Genomic DNA, 16,878 nt, shown 5'->3' with positions numbered 1-16,878 from the left:
TTTTCCCCCCCCACCCCCCCCCCGCCTTCCCGCACCGGGCCCGGGGGGTTGCCATCCGGGGCGGGGGCTACCCCCCCACCCCCCCGGGGGGGGGGGGGGGGGCCCCCCACCCCCCCCCCCACCCCCCAGACCCTCACCTTCGACCTCTCCCGCTTCACGACCGTGACGGGCGGCTCCTCGGGCCTGGTCCCCCGCTGGAACACGGTCACGACGGGGGGCGGCGACCTCTACACGCCGCGCTCGGACCTCCGCCTGAACGGAAAGTCGGTCGCTGTCCCCTTCGCGGCGAAATCGGTGCAAACACTCCAGATAGACAACGTGACGCCGTAACCGGACCTGGCGGCGGTTCGGGGCGAACGGTAAAGCCCCGGTGATGAGCGTGCGCGCGGACGCGGTCCGGCCTGCGCATCTCTCACGCTTGTCACCTCCCGGCAGTACGGTGTCCCCCATGCGCCCCGACACGCCTGCCGAAAACGTCGACCACACCGCCGAGGCGGCACGCCTGGAGCGGACCGCCGGCCTGTATCCCGAGGACGCCGAGGCCCTGCTGCTGCGGGCGGCGGCCCACCTGGAACTCGCCGGCGACCGCCCCACCGCGACGAAGCTCTACGACCGCCTCCTGTCCTCCCCGGAGGCCCTCGACCACCCCCACCTGGTGCGGGCGCTCAAGGCCTCGAACCTCTGGGAGTACGGCCACGAGGCCGAGGCCAGGGCGATCGTCGACGGCATCCGGACAGCGGCGCCGCGGGACCCGGCCCCCTGGGTGATCGTGGCCGAGACCCTGGAGTCGCACGACGAGCTGGAAGCAGCCCACGACACCTTCACGGAGGCGGTACGCCTGCTGCTGACGGACGTGCCGCGGCCCCCGCAGCCGACCCACCCCCTGCTCTTCGGCCGGCACCGGGTGCGCCGCATGCTGGGCCGCACTCACGACGAGTGGGACGCCCTGGCCGACACGGTCCACTCCCTGCCGGTCTCCCTCGACGAACTCCACGACCCCAAGCGCGTGTGGTCCCTCGGCTCGGAGAACCCGGCGGAACTGGAGGCGGAGATCCTCCGCCTCCGCGCGGAACTGGGCGCCTACCGCGAGGCCCTCTCCCGCCCGTTCCCGGTGGCGATCCTGCACTGGCCGGCGACGGAACTGACGGAGCTCCTCCAGGCGTATCCGTCCCTGGCCGAGGAGTACCCCTCCCACGAGGAACACCTCGCGTCGATAGAGCGCGCCCTCCGCGAACTGGCCGCCTCCGGCACCCCGAACCTCGGCATCGTCACCGGCACGGTCCCGTCCTACGAGGCCTTCGCGGCATCGGAGGGCTCGTCCCCCGACGACCCCACCCTGCTCCCCCAGTACGCAACGACCCTGGCGGCCCGAGGCCGAGCCGTCGCCTGGCCCCCACAGGACGAATCGAACTGCTGGTGCGGCTCGGGCCGGGCCTATGGCGCGTGTCACGGCAGCGCGGCGTGACTCGGGCCGACGGCGCGACACGACACCCCACCAGCGAGCGGTCCCGGGCCGCCCCCGCATGCGCGAAACGCTGACGCATCCACGCTGCGTCGGGCGGCCGGACCCCTGACTACTGCACTACGAACGCTTGGTCCCGCTTCCGGGGCCGCCCTGCTCGCTTCTTTCCCATGCTGGAGCGTCTCGGGACGGGCGGCCTCCTGGAGCGCCTGTGGACCCTGTCCTACCGCGGACTACCCTCTGCCGTGTGTCCGAAGATCCGACTTGGGAAGCACCAGAGGGTTCCTGGGCTTCGTCTGCCGCCCGCCGTCGCAACATGCAGGCCATCCGCAGCCGCGACACCAAGCCCGAGAAGCTGATCCGTCGGCTGGTGCACGCACAAGGCCTGCGCTACCGCGTCGCAGCCCGCCCTATCCCCGACCTGCGCCGCACAGCCGACATGGTTTTTCGATCAGTGAAGGTAGCCGTGTTCATCGACGGTTGCTACTGGCACGGCTGCCCCGAGCACTACATCCCTCCCAGGACCAACTCCGGATATTGGTCAGAGAAGGTGCTCCGCAATGTGGAACGCGACCGAGACACTGATCAGCGACTCAAGGAAGCCGGGTGGCTCGTGCTCCGTTTCTGGGAGCACGAGCCGTCAGGCAGGTGCGCCGACGTAATCGCCGCTACGGTCATAGCCCGCCGGACCAGCCCCAGGGATAACCCCTGACACGGGGATTTCCATCTGCTCAGGATCCGCTGCGGTAGCGGGATTCCCTTCGCTCTCCATGACATAACCCTCAAGCAGCTCTTCCCGGTGCTCTGGCCGGAGGACCGCAGCGATAGCCCGCCCCACGGCTTCAGCAACGGGAGGCGGGAACGCATTGCCAACTTGACGGTATCGAGCCGTCTTCCGTCCCTGAAAATCCCAATCCCGCGGGAACCCCTGGATGATGGCGGCCTGCTCGACTGTCAGCATCGGTCCAGCGGGCCTGAAGAGATCCCGCTTGGGGTCACATTCCTTGCGATCGTTAGCTACACCCATAGCGTTGACACCCATCGCCCCCCATGCCCGCTTCGCTCGGGTGGGACCAAGATCTGCCCCGCCGTGTTTCCTCGATCCGCCCACCAGAGTCGGCGCTACGCCTCTTCCCGCGTCCCTGGCGTTCTTAGCCTCCAGAAGCCATTTATAGAAGACGTCTTTCCCGGTCCAGTCACCGGGCTCGGCGAGCTCACCGTCCTCGTTCTTATCCCAGAAATCCTCGCAACGCTCCCTCATGGTCCTTCGGAGCTTGCCGACCACGGATACTTGCCTTCGTGACACCCGCTGCGGCCACACAAACTCCACGCCTTCCTCGATCACGTCCTTATGGATCGCAACCAAGATGGCACGGGGTCGCAATTGAGGAACCCCAAAATCGCTTGCGTCCAGCCGTCGCCAAACGCGCCGCATTACTCTATCTTGATAACGAGGAGTTTCAGTTACGTCGATTTCTGGGACCAGATAGCCCAGGCCCCGAAGCCTGTCGAGGATCCACATGCGGTACTCCATGAAAACCTCAGGCGGCTCCAGAATACCTCGGACATTTTCAATCATCACCGCCCTCGGCCGGAGGGCCTCAGCAATCTCCAAGGCAGCGGGGAACAAGTCTCGTTCGTCATCCTTTCCGAGCCTCTTCCCCGCCAGAGAGAAGGGAGGACAGGGTACCCCGCCAGCAAGGAGGTCAAGCCTTCTGTCACCAAGGCCGAGTTCCTTGTACTCGTCGGAGTCAAGAAACTTCTTGACATCCATAGGCCTCAGCGCCTTGGCTCGCTCCGGGGTCCAGCCGGGCCAATCGCCCACGTTCTCTCGGAGCGTGTCTACCGCATCCGGCTCCCACTCGACGAGCGCCAAGTGGTCGAAGCCTGCGTTGTGCAGCCCAACAGCTTGTCCGCCTGCCCCTGCACAGATCTCGATCGAGGTCAGTGGCGTGGCGAACTGCGGACGCTGCTGGCCGCTGGGGCGCATGGCGCTCCTTCCGGAGGTGACTCAAAACTGTTGCCAAGTCTTACAGAGACGGTGATCGTGCACCGCGTAAGGCAACAAGAGTCTCGCACTGCTCCTGATTCCCGGCCCAATCCGGGGCTGAGGCGGGCCGGGAGAGCTGCTCGCCGCTAGTCGCCGCCGATGTGCCTGAGCAGGGCCTCAATGTCGTTCGGCGCGAGGCCAGCCGCCACCGCCGGCTCCTCCTGCAGGTCGGCTAGCTGCTGCACGGTGGGGTCGTCGAGGATCTTCCCCATGAACTCCAGCTTCTGGTCCAGGCGGGCCGTGACGACCTCGTCGATGGTGTTCCGAACAGCCAGAACGGTGACGCGAGTGTCTGTCCCGGGCGCCAGCCCCAGCCGGTGGATGCGGTCGAGGCTTTGCAGGAACCGGCCTGCCATGAAGTCACGGTCCACGTACACAGCGTCATGGCAGATTTGGTGCAGGCTGATGCCCTCCCCGAGAGTCGCAGGGTTGGAGATCAGGACCATGCAGCTCGGGTCTTCGCGGAAGCGCCGCAACTGCTCGTCCCGGTCAGGCGTGCCACCGTAGACGACTGCGGGACTGTACTTCTCCAGCATCTGTTCCAGAGTCGTGAGGCTACGGACGAACATCGTCCAGACCAGCGTCTTCCGGCCTTGTGCGGCGTTTTCCGCCACGATGGCCACCGCTTCCTTGTACTTGGGCGACAGTTCATAGTCCGGCAGGTTCTGCAGGAGCGAGTACAGGGAACTGCCTTGTGGAACCTCCAGCGGCGGCAGCTGATACGCCAGGGGCTCATACCGGCTACCGCCCTCCAGGAGGAGCGCTGGGCTGGTGGCCGCCATCAGCAACCGCAGAGCGGTCTTGCCGAGCGAACTCAGGTCATCCCTGGCAGCACGGCTGTTCTCACCACCTACCAGCGAGCTGTAGATCTCGTTGTGCAGTGGAGGCATGTCGACGTACCGCATTCTCAGCCAGACCGGGGGAAGGCCCAGTTCCTGCTTCGTCGTCCGGGTGAACAGCGGCCGGAGGACAGAGCTGGCATAGGCGAGGTCCCCACCTGCCACGGCCTGTACGACTGTTCGCTGCCCATGCCCTGGCCAGACGAAGCCGAGAAGATTCTCCAGATCCTTCGAACCGTTGGGCGCCGGCGTGCCGGTGAGAATCATCCGCCTCTCGGCAAGTGGACCAAGAGCCATGCACGCGGCACCGTAGGTTCCCCGGGCTCCCAGTTTCATCCGGTGTGCCTCGTCGAGGATGATCATTGAGGGTTCCGACTTCAGCCAACTTGCCAACGTAGCCAGGGAGCGGTCAAGTCGCTCGTAGTTGACGATCAGTACTTCGGCCCACTGATCCATGGAGCCATCGAGAACGTGAGTGCGCAGCGGGTAGCTGAAGCACACGGCTGTCTCATAACGCCACGACTCGTACGCTGACTTGGGGCAGACCACCAGGAGTCGGCTCACGCGGCCCCGAGCTTTCTGCGCCGCATACACCGCTAGGGCTACACGAGTCTTTCCGGCTCCAGGAACGCTGAAGTTCGCCCCATGCTGAAGGGTCAGCAGCTTCGCGATGTCCCGGAGCTGGAACTCGCTGAGCTCCGCCTTCCAGGTCTCGCCCAATAGGCTCGGTACCTCGTCGGGGCTGACCTCCCCTTGCGGCCTGGAACCGTCGAGACGTTCCTTGACCGTGTTGGCGTCGCGGACCACCCCCGCTACGAGGTTTCGGAGCTCAGGTGCCCATTCCACCCCCTGGTGATGCGGCCAGCCGCTAAGAACACTGAGGTCCGCGAGCAATTCGTCGAGGGCAACCGACGCAGTGAGCGGGCCGAGCTGGCCGCCCGTACGGAATCGGGCGGCCAGTTGGACAAGATCTTGTTGATACTGGTCGGTCGTTCTGAGCACGACACGAGTGCGCGTCTCATCGAAGCCGAGATGGAGGGATGTTCCGGGCGCGTTCCCTGTCACTGACGACCCTCCGCAGCCGCGGCTTCAAGCAGCCAGGCCACCCCGTCACCGGGGTTGGGAAGGCCTCTGCCAGCCTGTTGTGCGAGCTTGCGGAGGCTTGCACGCAGCTTCAGCACGGCTTCGTCGAAGGCCTCCTCGTCCAGACTCCTGGAGGTACGGGCCTGGACGAGGTCCATCACGCACTGATCGATACTCGCGCAGGCTTCCGCGAGCCGCGTAGGCGCAAGCTGCTTCCGCTTACGCAGACGCGCACTGCGACCGGCAGCTTCGATCGCATCGTCGAACGCCTTCCTGGCGTCGTCCAGCACGGCCTGTCCCTGTGCTTTGTCGCTGTCAGCCAGAGGCGAGTTCCCGCTGCGGATCTCGGCGCTGGCCCGCAGAATCTGGTCATTCAGCGCTCGCGCCCGGGACACGGCAGATGAGGCTGCTGGAACAGCCAGGTCAAGCCCAGGGATTGCCACCGTCTCATGACCGGCCGAACCGGTGCCTGACTCGGCCAGCGTGGCCGGCAAGGCACGAGCGAGATGATCCTCCTTCAGGAACTCCTCATCGATGTGCCGCACGTCCGTCTTCGAGAAGTCCAAAAGGATGGCAGCCAGTCGCCACTCCTTGAGGATCTCCGCCTGGTCCCGGTCGACAGACTCAAGCTTCACGTATAGACGATGAAGCTCCTTGAGGCGTTCTTGGGCACCTTCCCAGTCCACTAGCCGCAGGGTCACGCCTCCACCGCTCTTGCTGCGGTCGATGAGCTCCCGGATAGTGCTCAAGATCCAGCGCTCCTGGTGATAGGTCTTCACCTGGATACGGAAGGCCTTGGCGATCTGCTCCGGAGTGCGACCGATTGCAGCCTGCTCCTCCATCGCCAGAAGCCGGTTGATGTACGAGTAGTCGCGACGGTGGTCCTTACGCAGCTGGAGCGACAGCTCGACAGCGTTGATATCCGCCCATGTGAACGACTCGGGCAGCACGCCGACACGCATCGACTGCGCACCGAGTTCCTGCAGTGCGGCGGCACGCGTGTTTCCATTCACAAGCACGCCTTGATGTGTCACAAGGCCGGGATCGTTCTGCCCGAACTGCTCCAAACTCTCCTTGAGCTTGTCAAAGTCGGTGTCACGGATATTCGGGTCGGCCGGCGAAGCCTTCAGCAGAAAACGCAGGTAATCCTGGCTTTCCGCGCACCACGGATCCTTCTCAAGCAGCTCATCACGGGTTGCGTCGTGACTGCGCTGAGCCCGGATCCGGTGGGTGCTGGGATTGAAGTACAGCCCGCTAAGGGGCAGGTCGACGACCTCGACATGAGCCTGCTGCTCGTTCCAGTCAACCGTGACGGTCTCCCTAGTGCCGCCGGCTGCCTTGACCTCCTCCACCTTCTTCTTGATCAGCTCACTGAACTCGGCCGCGCGCGGCGGCGGCGGGAGTTCCCGCAGCATCGTTGTTCCCCGTCCTGTCTAGTGATCCTGGTCATCCATGTCGTGCAACGCGTCGGCGACGGCCTTGCGGGACTCCTCCGGGAGAGTCCTGTAGATGCCCCACATCTTCTCCATGGGACTGAGTGACCTCTGGTCGGCTGCGATCCACGCCAGGAAGATCTGCCGCTCCATGGGCGCCAGCGATTCGGCAAGATCCAAAATCACGCCGAGATCGACCTCACGATCGCTGCTGCCGGCCCCGCAACGCTTGCACTCGGTGACGAACTGGTAGTCGTTCCCGCCGTCTGGCAGCACTACCTTCCTGCGGGCCACATTCAGAACCGAGAGCGTGATGCCATCCTCGTACGCTTCACCACCAGCGATTCCGCAGGACCGGCAGAGGTGGTTGTCAGCCTGGAAGATCTTGAGGCGCTGTGCAGTCGTGAGGCTGTTCTTGTGCTTAGGCGCTTTCGACTTACCTGGCACCCAGACATCGGCGCCCCTCGCAACGAAACGCTGTTCCTGCTGCTTCAGAGACACATCATCGCGACTCGTGTCGATCCGCCATCCGTGGTCCCTGAGATCCCGGGTCCGCCGGTCAATCTGAGCGACCTCCGGGAAAGCCGACCGCAGCTGGGGCTTCGTGAAGACGTTTCCCTCCCCAACCACCTGCAGCAGCCATAGGGCCGCCCGCGCCATGCTTCCCAGCTTTGGGTCCTGCCACGACGGCAGCGTCATCCATCGCCTCCGGTCATATCAAAACGGCATACCGCAATCAGCCGTGCATGGCGATGGAAACCGACACGCACCCGGCTCACGTCCCCCCGCTTGCTTCTCGGGCGGCTGCCTCACCAGTCTGACACCACCACCCGAAAGGAAGTCCAGCGGTTGAACACTTGCTCCGCAAATAGCAAGCAGCAACTCCCTGCCCTTCAGGCACAATTGCGGGACCCATGCAGGCTCAGGGTTGACCACCAGGGCTTGCGGGCCAGGCCACCGGCCAGAAACCACTGATACGGGGAGGCGGAAGCTCATGGACGGAACCCGGAGCGCCCCAGCCGCACGCAACTGGATAGACAAGGAGATTCGCAGTGACGTTCCGCCAGGCCAGCGAGCCCTGGCCAGGGCCCTCCAGGACCTTTGCCGCCACATCACACCTCCGCCGTCGGGTAAGTCACCACATACAGCCCCCACCCAGGCGGACGCAGCTAGACACTTGCTGTGCAGTGAAAGCTCGCTGTCCCGATTCCTGAGCGGGCGGTCGGTTCCGCGGCTGCCCTCCGTGGAACATCTGTACAAGACGGCCGTCGCCGATGCTGGGGGTGAACGCGTTCTCGGCATCAGCCTCGACGACCTGCGGGAACTCCACAAGGCGGCGTTAGATGAACGGTGCCAGAGCTGCGTTGCCCTGCGGTCACAACTGGCATCCGCTGAGGCGCAGACAACGACAGCGGAAGCAAAGCTAGCCTCAGTACGGCAGTCAGCCTCAGACAGCGCGGCTGAGCTGGAAGCCCTCCGGCGAGAAGTCAAGTCGCTTAAGGATGCCGTCTTCAAGCTGCGGGCCACTAGGGCCGGCTTGCAGGCACGGCTGACCACTCAGGCGGCGCAGGCTCCGCTGCCGGTCCCCCGCCGGAGAGGGGACCGGCAGCGGAGTGAGAGCGATGTGTCAGCAGCACGGCAGGTAGCGAAGCGAGCAGCCGAGTTGCGGAGTGACGGCCGGCAAGAAGCCGCACTGGCCTTGCTGCGTCACACCACCGAAGTTCTCAGTCCTGTCGAGACCGCGGCGCTGTTCAGGGCACTCCGCCAGGAACGGCAGGACGAACTAGTGGACAACTTGATTCATATCTATGGCCGCGACCACCGAGATCGAGAGGTCATGCACGTGACCTGGGAGCTTCATAGGCAGGGTGCACCGGATGACGCCGGCGCTCTGCTCCGGGCGGCGATGGGCTGACACGTCGGCGCCGCAAGGCGGCGGTTCCTCTCACAAGGGCACAGGAGACGCCCGACGAACGGCCCCGCTACGGCTGGCCCGCAGGGAGATGCCCTGCGGCCACACCCCTGACGGGACGCCCCGATCGCCGGCCTCGGTCGGCTACACGACGGGTCCCCGCACACCCCGCGCAGGCCGCCCTCCCACACTCGCCTGCCGGACGTTGCCGAACGCCGCCGTCTGTACGAACAGGCGGGACGGCGGTACATTCGTTCGGGCCGTCACTGCATCGAGTGGCGCCGTCGTACCTCTACATGGCCCTGAGGGGATGCAATGGCACAGGAACGCGCCGTGAGGCGTTCTTCGAAGGTGAGGGTCGCGGAATTTCTTGCGGCCAAGGGCGAAGGCAAGGTGTTCAAGAAGCTCGAACTGTTCCAGGGCGTTCCCGGAGTGGCTCAGGTGGATCGCCGCATGCGTGACCTACGCGAGCTGGGCTGGCAGATCGACAACTACAAGACGGACCCGCACCTCCAACCCGATGAGTACCGGCTCACAGCGATCGGCACTCGTATCGACCTTGGTGAACAGCCGGGGCGTCCTTCACGGCCGCGGATCTCCGCTACTCGCCGCAGGGAAGCCATCGAAGCGGTCGACTCTCTGTGCCAGATGTGCGGCACAAGGGCCGGAGAGGCTTTCCCGGATGACAAGGACGAGAAGGCGGCCCTCGGTGTTCACCTCATTGATCCGAGCTCGCCAGCGAACACGGAGCTGTCGAACCTGCGGGTGGAGTGTCAGCGTTGCAGCCGGGGAAGCGGGGCCGGCAAGCCGTTGCCCACTCGCGAAGAGATCGTGGAACAGGCCTCTCGCCTCAGCAGTCGCGCCGAGAAGCGGCGCCTGTACCGGCTTATGCAGTCAGGGCAGCCGGAGCGCGATGAGGTCGAGAGGCTCTTTGTCCAGTGGCTCCGGCTGAAGCATGACGACAGGGTGGAGGTCATGCTGAAACTCGCAGGCGCTTTGATCGAGGAGGACTGACTCCTCCTGCCCACACCCGGGATGACCGGTGCTCTTCGAGACACCGGTCATCCTGCCGCCTGAACCAGCACGAGACGGCGCCATGCCCAGAACGGGCAGCGTGGCACAGCTGGTGCCGCGAGCGGCAAGGTAGTCGGCTCGGCTCGCTCACCGACCCTGCCGTGAGGTTACTGCCGGGACTCGAATCGCATCTGCGCGCGGTCGAGCATGTCGTCCGGATCTCGGCCGTGTGCTCGAAACCAGTGGAGGAAGTCGGTAATCGCCGCGATCGCCGTCTCCTCCGCCGCAGCGGAGCCCAGCCTGCTCATCTCAGGTCTGCGGGGTGACTGCACCGTGGCGTAGAAACCGAGGAGAGCTTCGGCTCGCGTCACACCGGGAGCCGTCATGTGACCGTCGTGCGTAGTCAGGTTCGTCGCCAGTTCGCACCATGTGACCTTCCGGTCCGGACGCAGCAGTACACCCCAGCGATCGGCGAGGGCATCCACGAGAGCCATCCCTCTGCCGCCCTCGGAGTCCAGGCCGGCATCACCGAGGACGGGCAGTGCGCGGGTGTCCGGGTCGTGTACTTCGATGCGCAGATGCGTGCCGTTGAGGGACACGGCCAAGGTCGCCGGAGTGCCGGGGCCGACATGCGTAATGACATTGGCGACCAGTTCACTGAGGCACAGCTGGGCCTCGTCCACGAGTTCGTCCAATCCCCAGACGCCCAGGTGCGTCCGCATGGCCCGGCGAAGGGCGGTCACCTCCGCGGGTTCGGCCGTGAAGACGATGTCCCACGGCTTGCGTGGCATGCAGGCTTCCTGGCACACGAAGACCCCTCTGGTATCAGTCGGCGCCACAACGTCACAGCAGTTCACTGAGCGTTGCTCTCGAAACCAGGGTGCGGTCTGCGCATCCCGCCGTGCAATATGCAGCAAGGGATTCCCACTTCTGAGTGATTGGCAGTCACATCCCTTGGCGCAAGACTGATCGCCCGCTAATCGAAAGAGGGTTGAGATGGCCGGATCACCCACGGCACGCCGTCGGCGCCTCTCCATCGAGCTCAAGAAGCTGCGCGAGAAGAGCTCCCTCACCTGCGCACAGGTCGGTGAGGCCCTGGACTGGAGCGGCTCGAAAGTCAACCGGATGGAGACGGGCAGCGGGCGCGTCCAGCCGTCGGACATCGACGCCCTGTGCCGGTTCTACGGCACGAGTGATGAGCTGCGCGAGTTCCTCAAGGCCCTTGCCCGGCAGGCAAAGGTGCGCGGGTGGTGGCAGGAGCACGGGGCCGGCGTTCCCGAATGGTTCAACATCTACATCGGCCTGGAGCAGGACGCCTCTACGTTCCGCCAGTATCAGAGCGAGGTCGTGCCCGGTTTGATGCAGACGGAGGCGTACGCGTCCGAACTGCACCGGGCCGGGGGACACATGCCCGCCGAGGACACGGCGAGAGCGGTTCGGGTGCGTATGGAGCGGCAGACCCTACTGCGACGACCAGATGCCCCAGATGCCTGGTTCATCGTCAATGAGGGGTCTCTGCGCCATGTCATCGGCGACCGGGCCCTGATGCGCGAACAGTTGGAACGGCTCTTGGAAACGGCCGCTTTGCCCAGCGTCACTCTCCAGGTTCTTCCATTCGACGCAGGGACCTATCCGGCCACTGGGTCATTCACCATGCTGGGCTTCCCGGCTCCGGAAGATCCGGATGTCGTGTACAGAGACGGCATTACAGATGCCGTGTATCTGGAAGGCGAGCATCATGTGCGGGAGTACACCAGAGCGTTCGACGGCTTGCGGGCAGCAGCCTTGAGTCCCCAACGCTCGGCCCTGTTGATCGAGTCGATCGTGAAGGATTACGCGCAGTGATATCGCCCGAGTCCGGCGGCAGCGGCCGTCCGGTGTGGTTCACCTCCTCCTACAGCAATGGCGCGGGGGGTGAGTGCGTCGAGTGCGCCTTCGTCGAAGACGGCGCCCTGGTCCGTGACACGAAGGTTGCTCAGGCGCACCCGATTGCAGTGGGCTGCGATGCTTGGCGGTCCTTCGTCCAGACGGTCAAGCGGGATGGGACTGCAGCTGGTAGAGGTTGCTGAACCGCTGGTCGGCCAGGAGCTACTCACGGCCGCCCGGTTTTTCTCAGGTTGGCGGTTCCGGGGCGGGTGTCAAGAGCGCCCTCCGGGCGTCGGCTTCGCCGATTGCGCTGCGCTTCACTCTTGACGCCCGCCCCTCCACCGCGAAGTGATGCCCGGCCGGGCGGCCCGGGGGTGGGGCGGCGGGCCGGGTGGCTGGGGGCAGTGTCCGTCGCCGGGTGCGGGCCCGCGGTGTATTTTCTTGCCTCTTTCGGTGGCTCCCGCCAGTCCTTCCTCGCACCTCGGTGGTTCAGCCCCGCTCCCCCCGTTCGATGCAGAACTCGTTGCCCTCCGGGTCGGTCATCACGACCCAGCCGCGGCCGTTCGGGAGGGTGCGGTCTGTTGCGACGCGCGCGCCGAGGGAGAGCGCTCGGTCGACCTCCTCGGAGCGGGTGCGGCCTGTGGGTGCGAGGTCGAAGTGGAGGCGGTTCTTGGTTTTCTTGGGGTCTCCGGTCCTGATGAAGAGGAGTCCGGGTGTGCCGGCCGGTAGTTCGATCAGGACCTCGTCGTCGCCGGGCTTGTCCGAGTCGGAGATCGGGTGGCCGAGGAAGTCGGACCAGAAGCGGGTCAGTTCATAGGGCTCGCCCGTGCAGTCGAAGGTGATGTGGCGGAGGGTGGGGTTCAACGGTCGGTTCCGTCCCGTCGGTGGCCAGAGGTGCCGTGCGCTCCGCAGCATCGTCGGCGAGGCCGGGCGCTGTCGAACTATTTGGCGGGATCGGGCAGATTGCCGTCGCCGCCCAGGTTGGCGACCATGCGGCGCAGGACGTTGATCGTGGTGATGAAGTCGGCCTGGGAGATGCCGTCGTGGGTCTGGTGGTGGACGCGGAGGTTGCGTTCCCTGGCCCGGAGGCGGGCGGCCTCGCCCCCGTCCGTGAGGGTCAGGCCGCCTGTCGTGTCGTCCTCGGTGAGCCAGCCCCGAGCCGTCAGGTCGTCGTAGACCGCGTCGAAGTCGGTGTCCTGGTCGTCGTAGGGGGCCAGGCGGGCGGTGAGGGTGGCCCGGGTCCAGGTGCCCGGGGCGCCAGCGGCGTGGTTCAGGGTCCACCAGTGGGGCTGCGTGAGGTTCTCCACTGCCAGTTGGGCGCGGATGGCCCCCACGACCCTGCGGTAGGCCTGACCGGTCCAAGCGCCGATCGGCTGGGCGGCCAGCTCCTCGTCTGGGTACTCCCTGAGGGCTTCGGTTCGGGTGCTCATGACTTCGGTTCTCCCGTGTGTGATGTGTTCCCCCCCGGGTGGGAGAGACGGGTTGAACCTAGGAGCTCAAGCAAGGTCGAGGTCAAGGACGACGTCGTTCCGGCCGCTGCGTGACGGCCGCCCCGGGCCTTGCCGGGGTGGCCGTCGGGTGGGGTTCGGGGTTCGGTGGTCAGGCCGCTGGGCTCAGGTCCGCCCGGCCGAACAGGAGGGCGTAGCCCGGCGGGAGTTGGGTCAGGATGCGGGTCACCAGGTCGTCGCCGATCAGGGGCGGGAGCGCGCTGAGGACGGAGCTGACGTCCCAGCGGGCCGTGGCGGGGGTGGCTCCCGGCGTGCGGGAGGCCACCTCGTCGACGAACCGCGCGGCGGTCAGCCGGTGCGTGGCCGGGATCTGGGAGGCGATCAGGCGGGCCGCCTCTTCGGGGAGGGCGCGGGCGAGGTCGACCCGTTCGTCGCCGATGACGTGGGCGCCGAGGGCCGCCAGGACCGTACGGGTGACCTGCTCGGCCTTGGTCAGGGTGTCGTACTGGCCCGACGCGCGGACTGCCTCGACGAGTCGGGGCCAGCCGTCGTCGTCCTCGTGGTCCCTCGTGGTCACACCGGGCACTGTCGCCGTGCTCGCCGTGCTCATGTGCGGGTTCTTCCTCCGGATGCGTGGGTGCGGTCCTCCCGGGTCGTGCCACCGTGTGCGCGTGCCGCGAGCGGTGGCACGACCCGTGGACGGGCGGTGTTCGCGGGGTGGTGCGGTCAGCCGCTGATCCGTGGTGCGGTTTCAGCCGCTGATCCGGCGTGCGGTCAGCCGCTGATCTGCCTGCGGCTGTCGCCGCCCGTGATCTGGATGCGGCGGGGCTTGGCCTGCTCGGCCACGGGGATGCGCAGGGTCAGGACGCCGGCCTCGTACGAGGCGTCGATGCGCTCCGTGTCCAGCGTGTCGCCGAGGAACAACTGGCGCGTGAAAGTGCCGGTGGGGCGCTCGGCGACCAGCGGTTCCGCGCCCTCGGGGGCGGGGGACCTGCGCTCGGCTCGCACGTTGAGGACGTTGCGTTCGACGTCCAGCTCGATCGTCTCGGGGTCGATGCCGGGGAGGTCGAAGTGGACGAAGAAGTCGTCCCCGGAGCGGTAGGCGTCCATCGCCATCGCGGACGGGCGGGCGGCGGAGCCCAGGACCTGCTGGGTGAGCCGGTCGAGTTCACGGAAGGGGTCCGTGCGCATGAGCATCACGGGTCACTCCTCTCTTCAGGCGCTGTGTGTGCGATGCCCTACGTTCTGCGTCTTCTTATATAGCTCGGAGGAGGAAACTTGACAACCTCCGACTCAGGTTCGCGGTGGTCTCCGCGTCTGTCCTGTGGAGGGTTAGCCTCGTGATCTCGTAAGCGTGGGCGTGGGCGTGGCAGGAGGCAGACATGGCGAAGGTTCCCAGCGCGGTGGTGGCGGCGAGCGGGCTCGTGGGCGGGTACGGCGTGGCCCGGTGGACCAGGCAGCGGCCGCTCGGCGGGGCCGTCCTCGCCGTCGCCGGTGCGGCGGCCGCGCGGCAGTGGCGGCAGCAGGCGGGCGGGGTGGCCGCGGGGGCGTTGTCGGCCGCCTACGTCGCCGCGTTCGCCGGGTCGCATCCGCTGGCCCGGAAGGTGGGGGCATGGCCTGCCGTGTTCGGTGTGGCGGGGGCCGTGGGGCTGGCGTCGTGGGTGGTGGCGGACCGGCGGCGGGGCGGCGGGGTGTAGGGCCATGCCATGGGTGCAGGGCCATGCCGTGCAGGGCCCTGCTATGCCGTGCAGGGCGCTGCTATGCCGTGCAGGGCCCTGAAGCCGCGCGGTCTCGGGTCCGGCCTCGCGCCGACACGTCGGGCCCATCAGGGCGGGCCTGTCAGGGCGAGACCGTGAGGGCGGGCTCCTGAACACACAGCAAAGAACCCGGCCCTGTCACCAGGGCCGGGTTCTCGGATGGAGCGCCGGGCAGGCCTTGCACCTGCATCTCCCCACAGGAAGTGGGGCGTCTTTCCTTGGACCACCAACGCATCGCCCCTCGGCCGGAGTTCGGCGAGCGGGCGCAGATCAACTATAGCGCAGCTTCCGGTGCCGCCGGTCCGTCGGAACTACGGACCCGGCGTGGGCGGCCGGCCGTCCCGCTGCCCGCCCACGCCCGGCCCGTCGGTGCTTCGGTGCTACGCCGTCGCCGGGCTGGATCCCGGCGAGCCCGGACCCGCACCCGGACCCGCGCCCGGAGTCGACCCAGGACCCGCGCCCGGACCCGCGCCCGGGTCCTGGGAGTCGCCACCGCCGCGGACGCCGGACTTCGCCTTGCCCGCCGCCGCTGTCAGCGGCTTGGCGATGTCCTCCAGGGAGCGGCGTTCGGCGTTCACCGCGAGCAGCGCCGCCACCAGGCCCGCCAGGCACATCAGCGTCGCGCCGATCGAGAAGGCGAGGACCGTGTCGCCGACGACGCCGGACTCCGTGAGCTTGGCGAACAGCAGCGGGCCGCTGATGCCGCCGGCCGCGGTGCCGATGGCGTAGAAGAACGCGATCGACATCGCGCGGGTCTCCATCGGGAAGATCTCGGAGACCGTCAGGTAGGCGCTGGAGGCTCCGGCCGAGGCGAAGAACAGGACCGCGCACCAGCACGCCGTCATCGTGGCCGCGCTCAGCGAGCCCTGGTCGAAGAGCCAGGCGGTGCCGAACAGGAGCAGGCCGGACAGGATGTACGTGCCGGAGATCATCACGCGGCGGCCGACCGTGTCGAACAGCTTGCCCAGCAGCAGCGGGCCGCAGAAGTTGCCGAGCGCGATGACGGCGAAGTAGTAGCCGGTGTTGCCGCTGGGCACGTCGAAGAACGTCGTCAGGATCGCGCCGAAGCCGAAGGTGATGGCGTTGTACAGGAACGCCTGGCCGATGAAGAGGGAGAAGCCGAGGATGGCGCGCCTGCGGTAGTCCGAGAAGACCGTGCGGCCGATCTCCAGGAAGGAGACGCTGCGGCGCTGGTGGATGGTGATCTCGCCTTCCGCGGGCGGCAGCGGCTTGCCGTTCTCGCGTTCGATCTCCTGCTCGATGGAGGAGACGATGCGTTCCGCCTCGTCGTCACGGCCGTGGATCAGCAGCCAGCGTGGGCTCTCCGGGACGTGCCGGCGGACCAGCAAGATGACCAGGGCGAGGACCGCGCCGAGGGCGAAGGTCAGGCGCCAGCCGACGTTGGCGGCGAAGATGTCCGTGTCCAGCGCGACGATCGACAGCAGGGAGCCGAAGACCGCGCCCAGCCAGAAGCTGCCGTTGATCATGAGGTCGACGCGGCCGCGGTACTCCTTGGGGATCAGTTCGTCGATCGCGGAGTTGATGGCCGCGTACTCGCCGCCGATGCCGAAGCCGGTGAGGAACCGGAAGAGGAAGAACCACCAGGTGTCGAAGGAGATCGCCGTGAGGGCCGTGGCCCCCAGGTAGACCGCCAGGGTGATCATGAAGAGTTTTTTGCGCCCCCACTTGTCGGTGAGGCGCCCCCAGAACAGCGCTCCCGTGCAGGCCCCCGCCACGTAGAGCGCGGCGGCCATGCCGGTGACCTCCCCCGAGGTGATGGGCAGGCCGCTGCCGGGTTCCGACAGGCGGCTCGCGATGTTGCCGACGACGGTGACTTCGAGACCGTCGAGGATCCACACGGTGCCGAGACCGATGACGATCGTCCAGTGCCAGCGCGACCACGGGAGGCGGTCGAGTCTGGCGGGGATGTCGGTGGTCAGGGTCCGGCCGGTCTCGGCCTGCGCGGTGGCCATGGGCTCCCTCCTCGTCGAGAAGAACCCCCATCGGGTGCCCG

17 protein-coding genes and 1 pseudogene are annotated in these 16,878 nt (G+C 66.8%); 8 read left to right on the top strand and 10 right to left on the bottom strand.

The window, feature by feature from the left end; translation table 11 throughout:
* From ACIGAQ_RS10000 to ACIGAQ_RS09990, 3 genes and pseudogenes are all read left to right on the top strand, one after another.
* A pseudogene (locus ACIGAQ_RS10000) lies at nt 1–330 on the top strand (hypothetical protein); the annotation flags it as partial.
* A gap of 118 nt (nt 331–448) precedes the next feature.
* Nucleotides 449–1,465, top strand: coding sequence for an SEC-C metal-binding domain-containing protein (locus ACIGAQ_RS09995; protein WP_362275243.1), 1,017 nt, complete (start codon nt 449–451; stop codon nt 1,463–1,465).
* Between the two features lie 244 nt (nt 1,466–1,709).
* Entirely contained in the window at nt 1,710–2,174 is a 465-nt protein-coding gene (locus tag ACIGAQ_RS09990) for a very short patch repair endonuclease (RefSeq protein ID WP_399780997.1), read from the top strand.
* On the opposite strand, the gene ACIGAQ_RS09985 is transcribed toward ACIGAQ_RS09990, so the two are convergent.
* From ACIGAQ_RS09985 to ACIGAQ_RS09970, 4 genes are all read right to left on the bottom strand, one after another.
* Nucleotides 2,103–3,452: a DNA cytosine methyltransferase gene (locus tag ACIGAQ_RS09985; RefSeq protein ID WP_399780994.1), complete on the bottom strand. Its 1,350-nt coding sequence runs from the start codon at nt 3,450–3,452 to the stop codon at nt 2,103–2,105. The genes ACIGAQ_RS09990 and ACIGAQ_RS09985 overlap by 72 nt on opposite strands.
* 146 nt (nt 3,453–3,598) lie before the next feature.
* Nucleotides 3,599–5,416 (bottom strand): DEAD/DEAH box helicase, encoded by a 1,818-nt coding sequence (locus ACIGAQ_RS09980; protein ID WP_399780991.1) that lies wholly within the window; start codon nt 5,414–5,416, stop codon nt 3,599–3,601.
* On the bottom strand, nt 5,413–6,849 hold the full coding sequence (locus tag ACIGAQ_RS09975; RefSeq protein WP_399780988.1) for a hypothetical protein: 1,437 nt from the start codon (nt 6,847–6,849) through the stop codon (nt 5,413–5,415). Before ACIGAQ_RS09975 ends, ACIGAQ_RS09980 begins: the two co-directional genes overlap by 4 nt.
* A gap of 18 nt (nt 6,850–6,867) precedes the next feature.
* Nucleotides 6,868–7,566, bottom strand: coding sequence for a hypothetical protein (locus ACIGAQ_RS09970; protein ID WP_399780985.1), 699 nt, complete (start codon nt 7,564–7,566; stop codon nt 6,868–6,870).
* Between the two features lie 544 nt (nt 7,567–8,110).
* On the opposite strand from ACIGAQ_RS09970, the gene ACIGAQ_RS09965 reads away from it, so the two are divergent.
* On the top strand, nt 8,111–8,782 hold the full coding sequence (locus tag ACIGAQ_RS09965) for a hypothetical protein (RefSeq protein ID WP_399780982.1): 672 nt from the start codon (nt 8,111–8,113) through the stop codon (nt 8,780–8,782).
* Between the two features lie 312 nt (nt 8,783–9,094).
* A complete protein-coding gene (locus tag ACIGAQ_RS09960) occupies nt 9,095–9,793 on the top strand; it encodes a hypothetical protein (RefSeq protein WP_399780979.1) in 699 nt (232 codons plus the stop codon).
* A gap of 167 nt (nt 9,794–9,960) precedes the next feature.
* Here the strand turns inward: ACIGAQ_RS09960 and ACIGAQ_RS09955 are convergent, their stop codons facing one another.
* The gene (locus ACIGAQ_RS09955; RefSeq protein WP_399780976.1) at nt 9,961–10,584 is read right to left on the bottom strand and encodes an ATP-binding protein; all 624 of its coding nucleotides are present in this window, start codon (nt 10,582–10,584) and stop codon (nt 9,961–9,963) included.
* Nucleotides 10,585–10,789: 205 nt separating this feature from the next.
* Between ACIGAQ_RS09955 and ACIGAQ_RS09950 the strand changes: the two genes are divergently transcribed.
* Together ACIGAQ_RS09950 and ACIGAQ_RS09945 are read left to right on the top strand one after the other, a co-directional pair.
* Nucleotides 10,790–11,638 (top strand): helix-turn-helix domain-containing protein, encoded by an 849-nt coding sequence (locus ACIGAQ_RS09950; protein WP_399780972.1) that lies wholly within the window; start codon nt 10,790–10,792, stop codon nt 11,636–11,638.
* Nucleotides 11,635–11,862: a DUF397 domain-containing protein gene (locus ACIGAQ_RS09945; protein ID WP_399780969.1), complete on the top strand. Its 228-nt coding sequence runs from the start codon at nt 11,635–11,637 to the stop codon at nt 11,860–11,862. Before ACIGAQ_RS09950 ends, ACIGAQ_RS09945 begins: the two co-directional genes overlap by 4 nt.
* A gap of 286 nt (nt 11,863–12,148) precedes the next feature.
* Here the strand turns inward: ACIGAQ_RS09945 and ACIGAQ_RS09940 are convergent, their stop codons facing one another.
* The 4 genes from ACIGAQ_RS09940 to ACIGAQ_RS09925 all read right to left on the bottom strand — a co-directional run bounded on the left by ACIGAQ_RS09940 (nt 12,149) and on the right by ACIGAQ_RS09925 (nt 14,304).
* Entirely contained in the window at nt 12,149–12,523 is a 375-nt protein-coding gene (locus ACIGAQ_RS09940; RefSeq protein ID WP_399780966.1) for a VOC family protein, read from the bottom strand.
* Between the two features lie 77 nt (nt 12,524–12,600).
* Nucleotides 12,601–13,089: a MarR family transcriptional regulator gene (locus ACIGAQ_RS09935; RefSeq protein ID WP_399780963.1), complete on the bottom strand. Its 489-nt coding sequence runs from the start codon at nt 13,087–13,089 to the stop codon at nt 12,601–12,603.
* Between the two features lie 169 nt (nt 13,090–13,258).
* Nucleotides 13,259–13,717, bottom strand: coding sequence for a DUF2267 domain-containing protein (locus ACIGAQ_RS09930; RefSeq protein ID WP_399780960.1), 459 nt, complete (start codon nt 13,715–13,717; stop codon nt 13,259–13,261).
* 164 nt (nt 13,718–13,881) lie between these two features.
* The gene (locus tag ACIGAQ_RS09925) at nt 13,882–14,304 is read right to left on the bottom strand and encodes an Hsp20/alpha crystallin family protein (RefSeq protein WP_179272312.1); all 423 of its coding nucleotides are present in this window, start codon (nt 14,302–14,304) and stop codon (nt 13,882–13,884) included.
* A 185-nt stretch (nt 14,305–14,489) separates the two neighbouring features.
* Here ACIGAQ_RS09925 and ACIGAQ_RS09920 point away from each other — a divergent pair, with 185 nt between their 5' ends.
* A complete protein-coding gene (locus ACIGAQ_RS09920; RefSeq protein ID WP_311688267.1) occupies nt 14,490–14,804 on the top strand; it encodes a hypothetical protein in 315 nt (104 codons plus the stop codon).
* A gap of 440 nt (nt 14,805–15,244) precedes the next feature.
* On the opposite strand, the gene ACIGAQ_RS09915 is transcribed toward ACIGAQ_RS09920, so the two are convergent.
* Entirely contained in the window at nt 15,245–16,837 is a 1,593-nt protein-coding gene (locus tag ACIGAQ_RS09915; protein WP_311688266.1) for an MFS transporter, read from the bottom strand.
* Between the last annotated feature and the right edge of the window lie 41 nt (nt 16,838–16,878).

This window comes from Streptomyces sp. NPDC085932, assembly GCF_044540525.1.
Classification (GTDB): Bacteria; Actinomycetota; Actinomycetes; order Streptomycetales; family Streptomycetaceae; genus Streptomyces; species Streptomyces levis.
The sequence above is the reverse complement of the archived record's forward strand: the minus strand, read 5'-3'. Positions and strand labels throughout refer to the sequence as shown.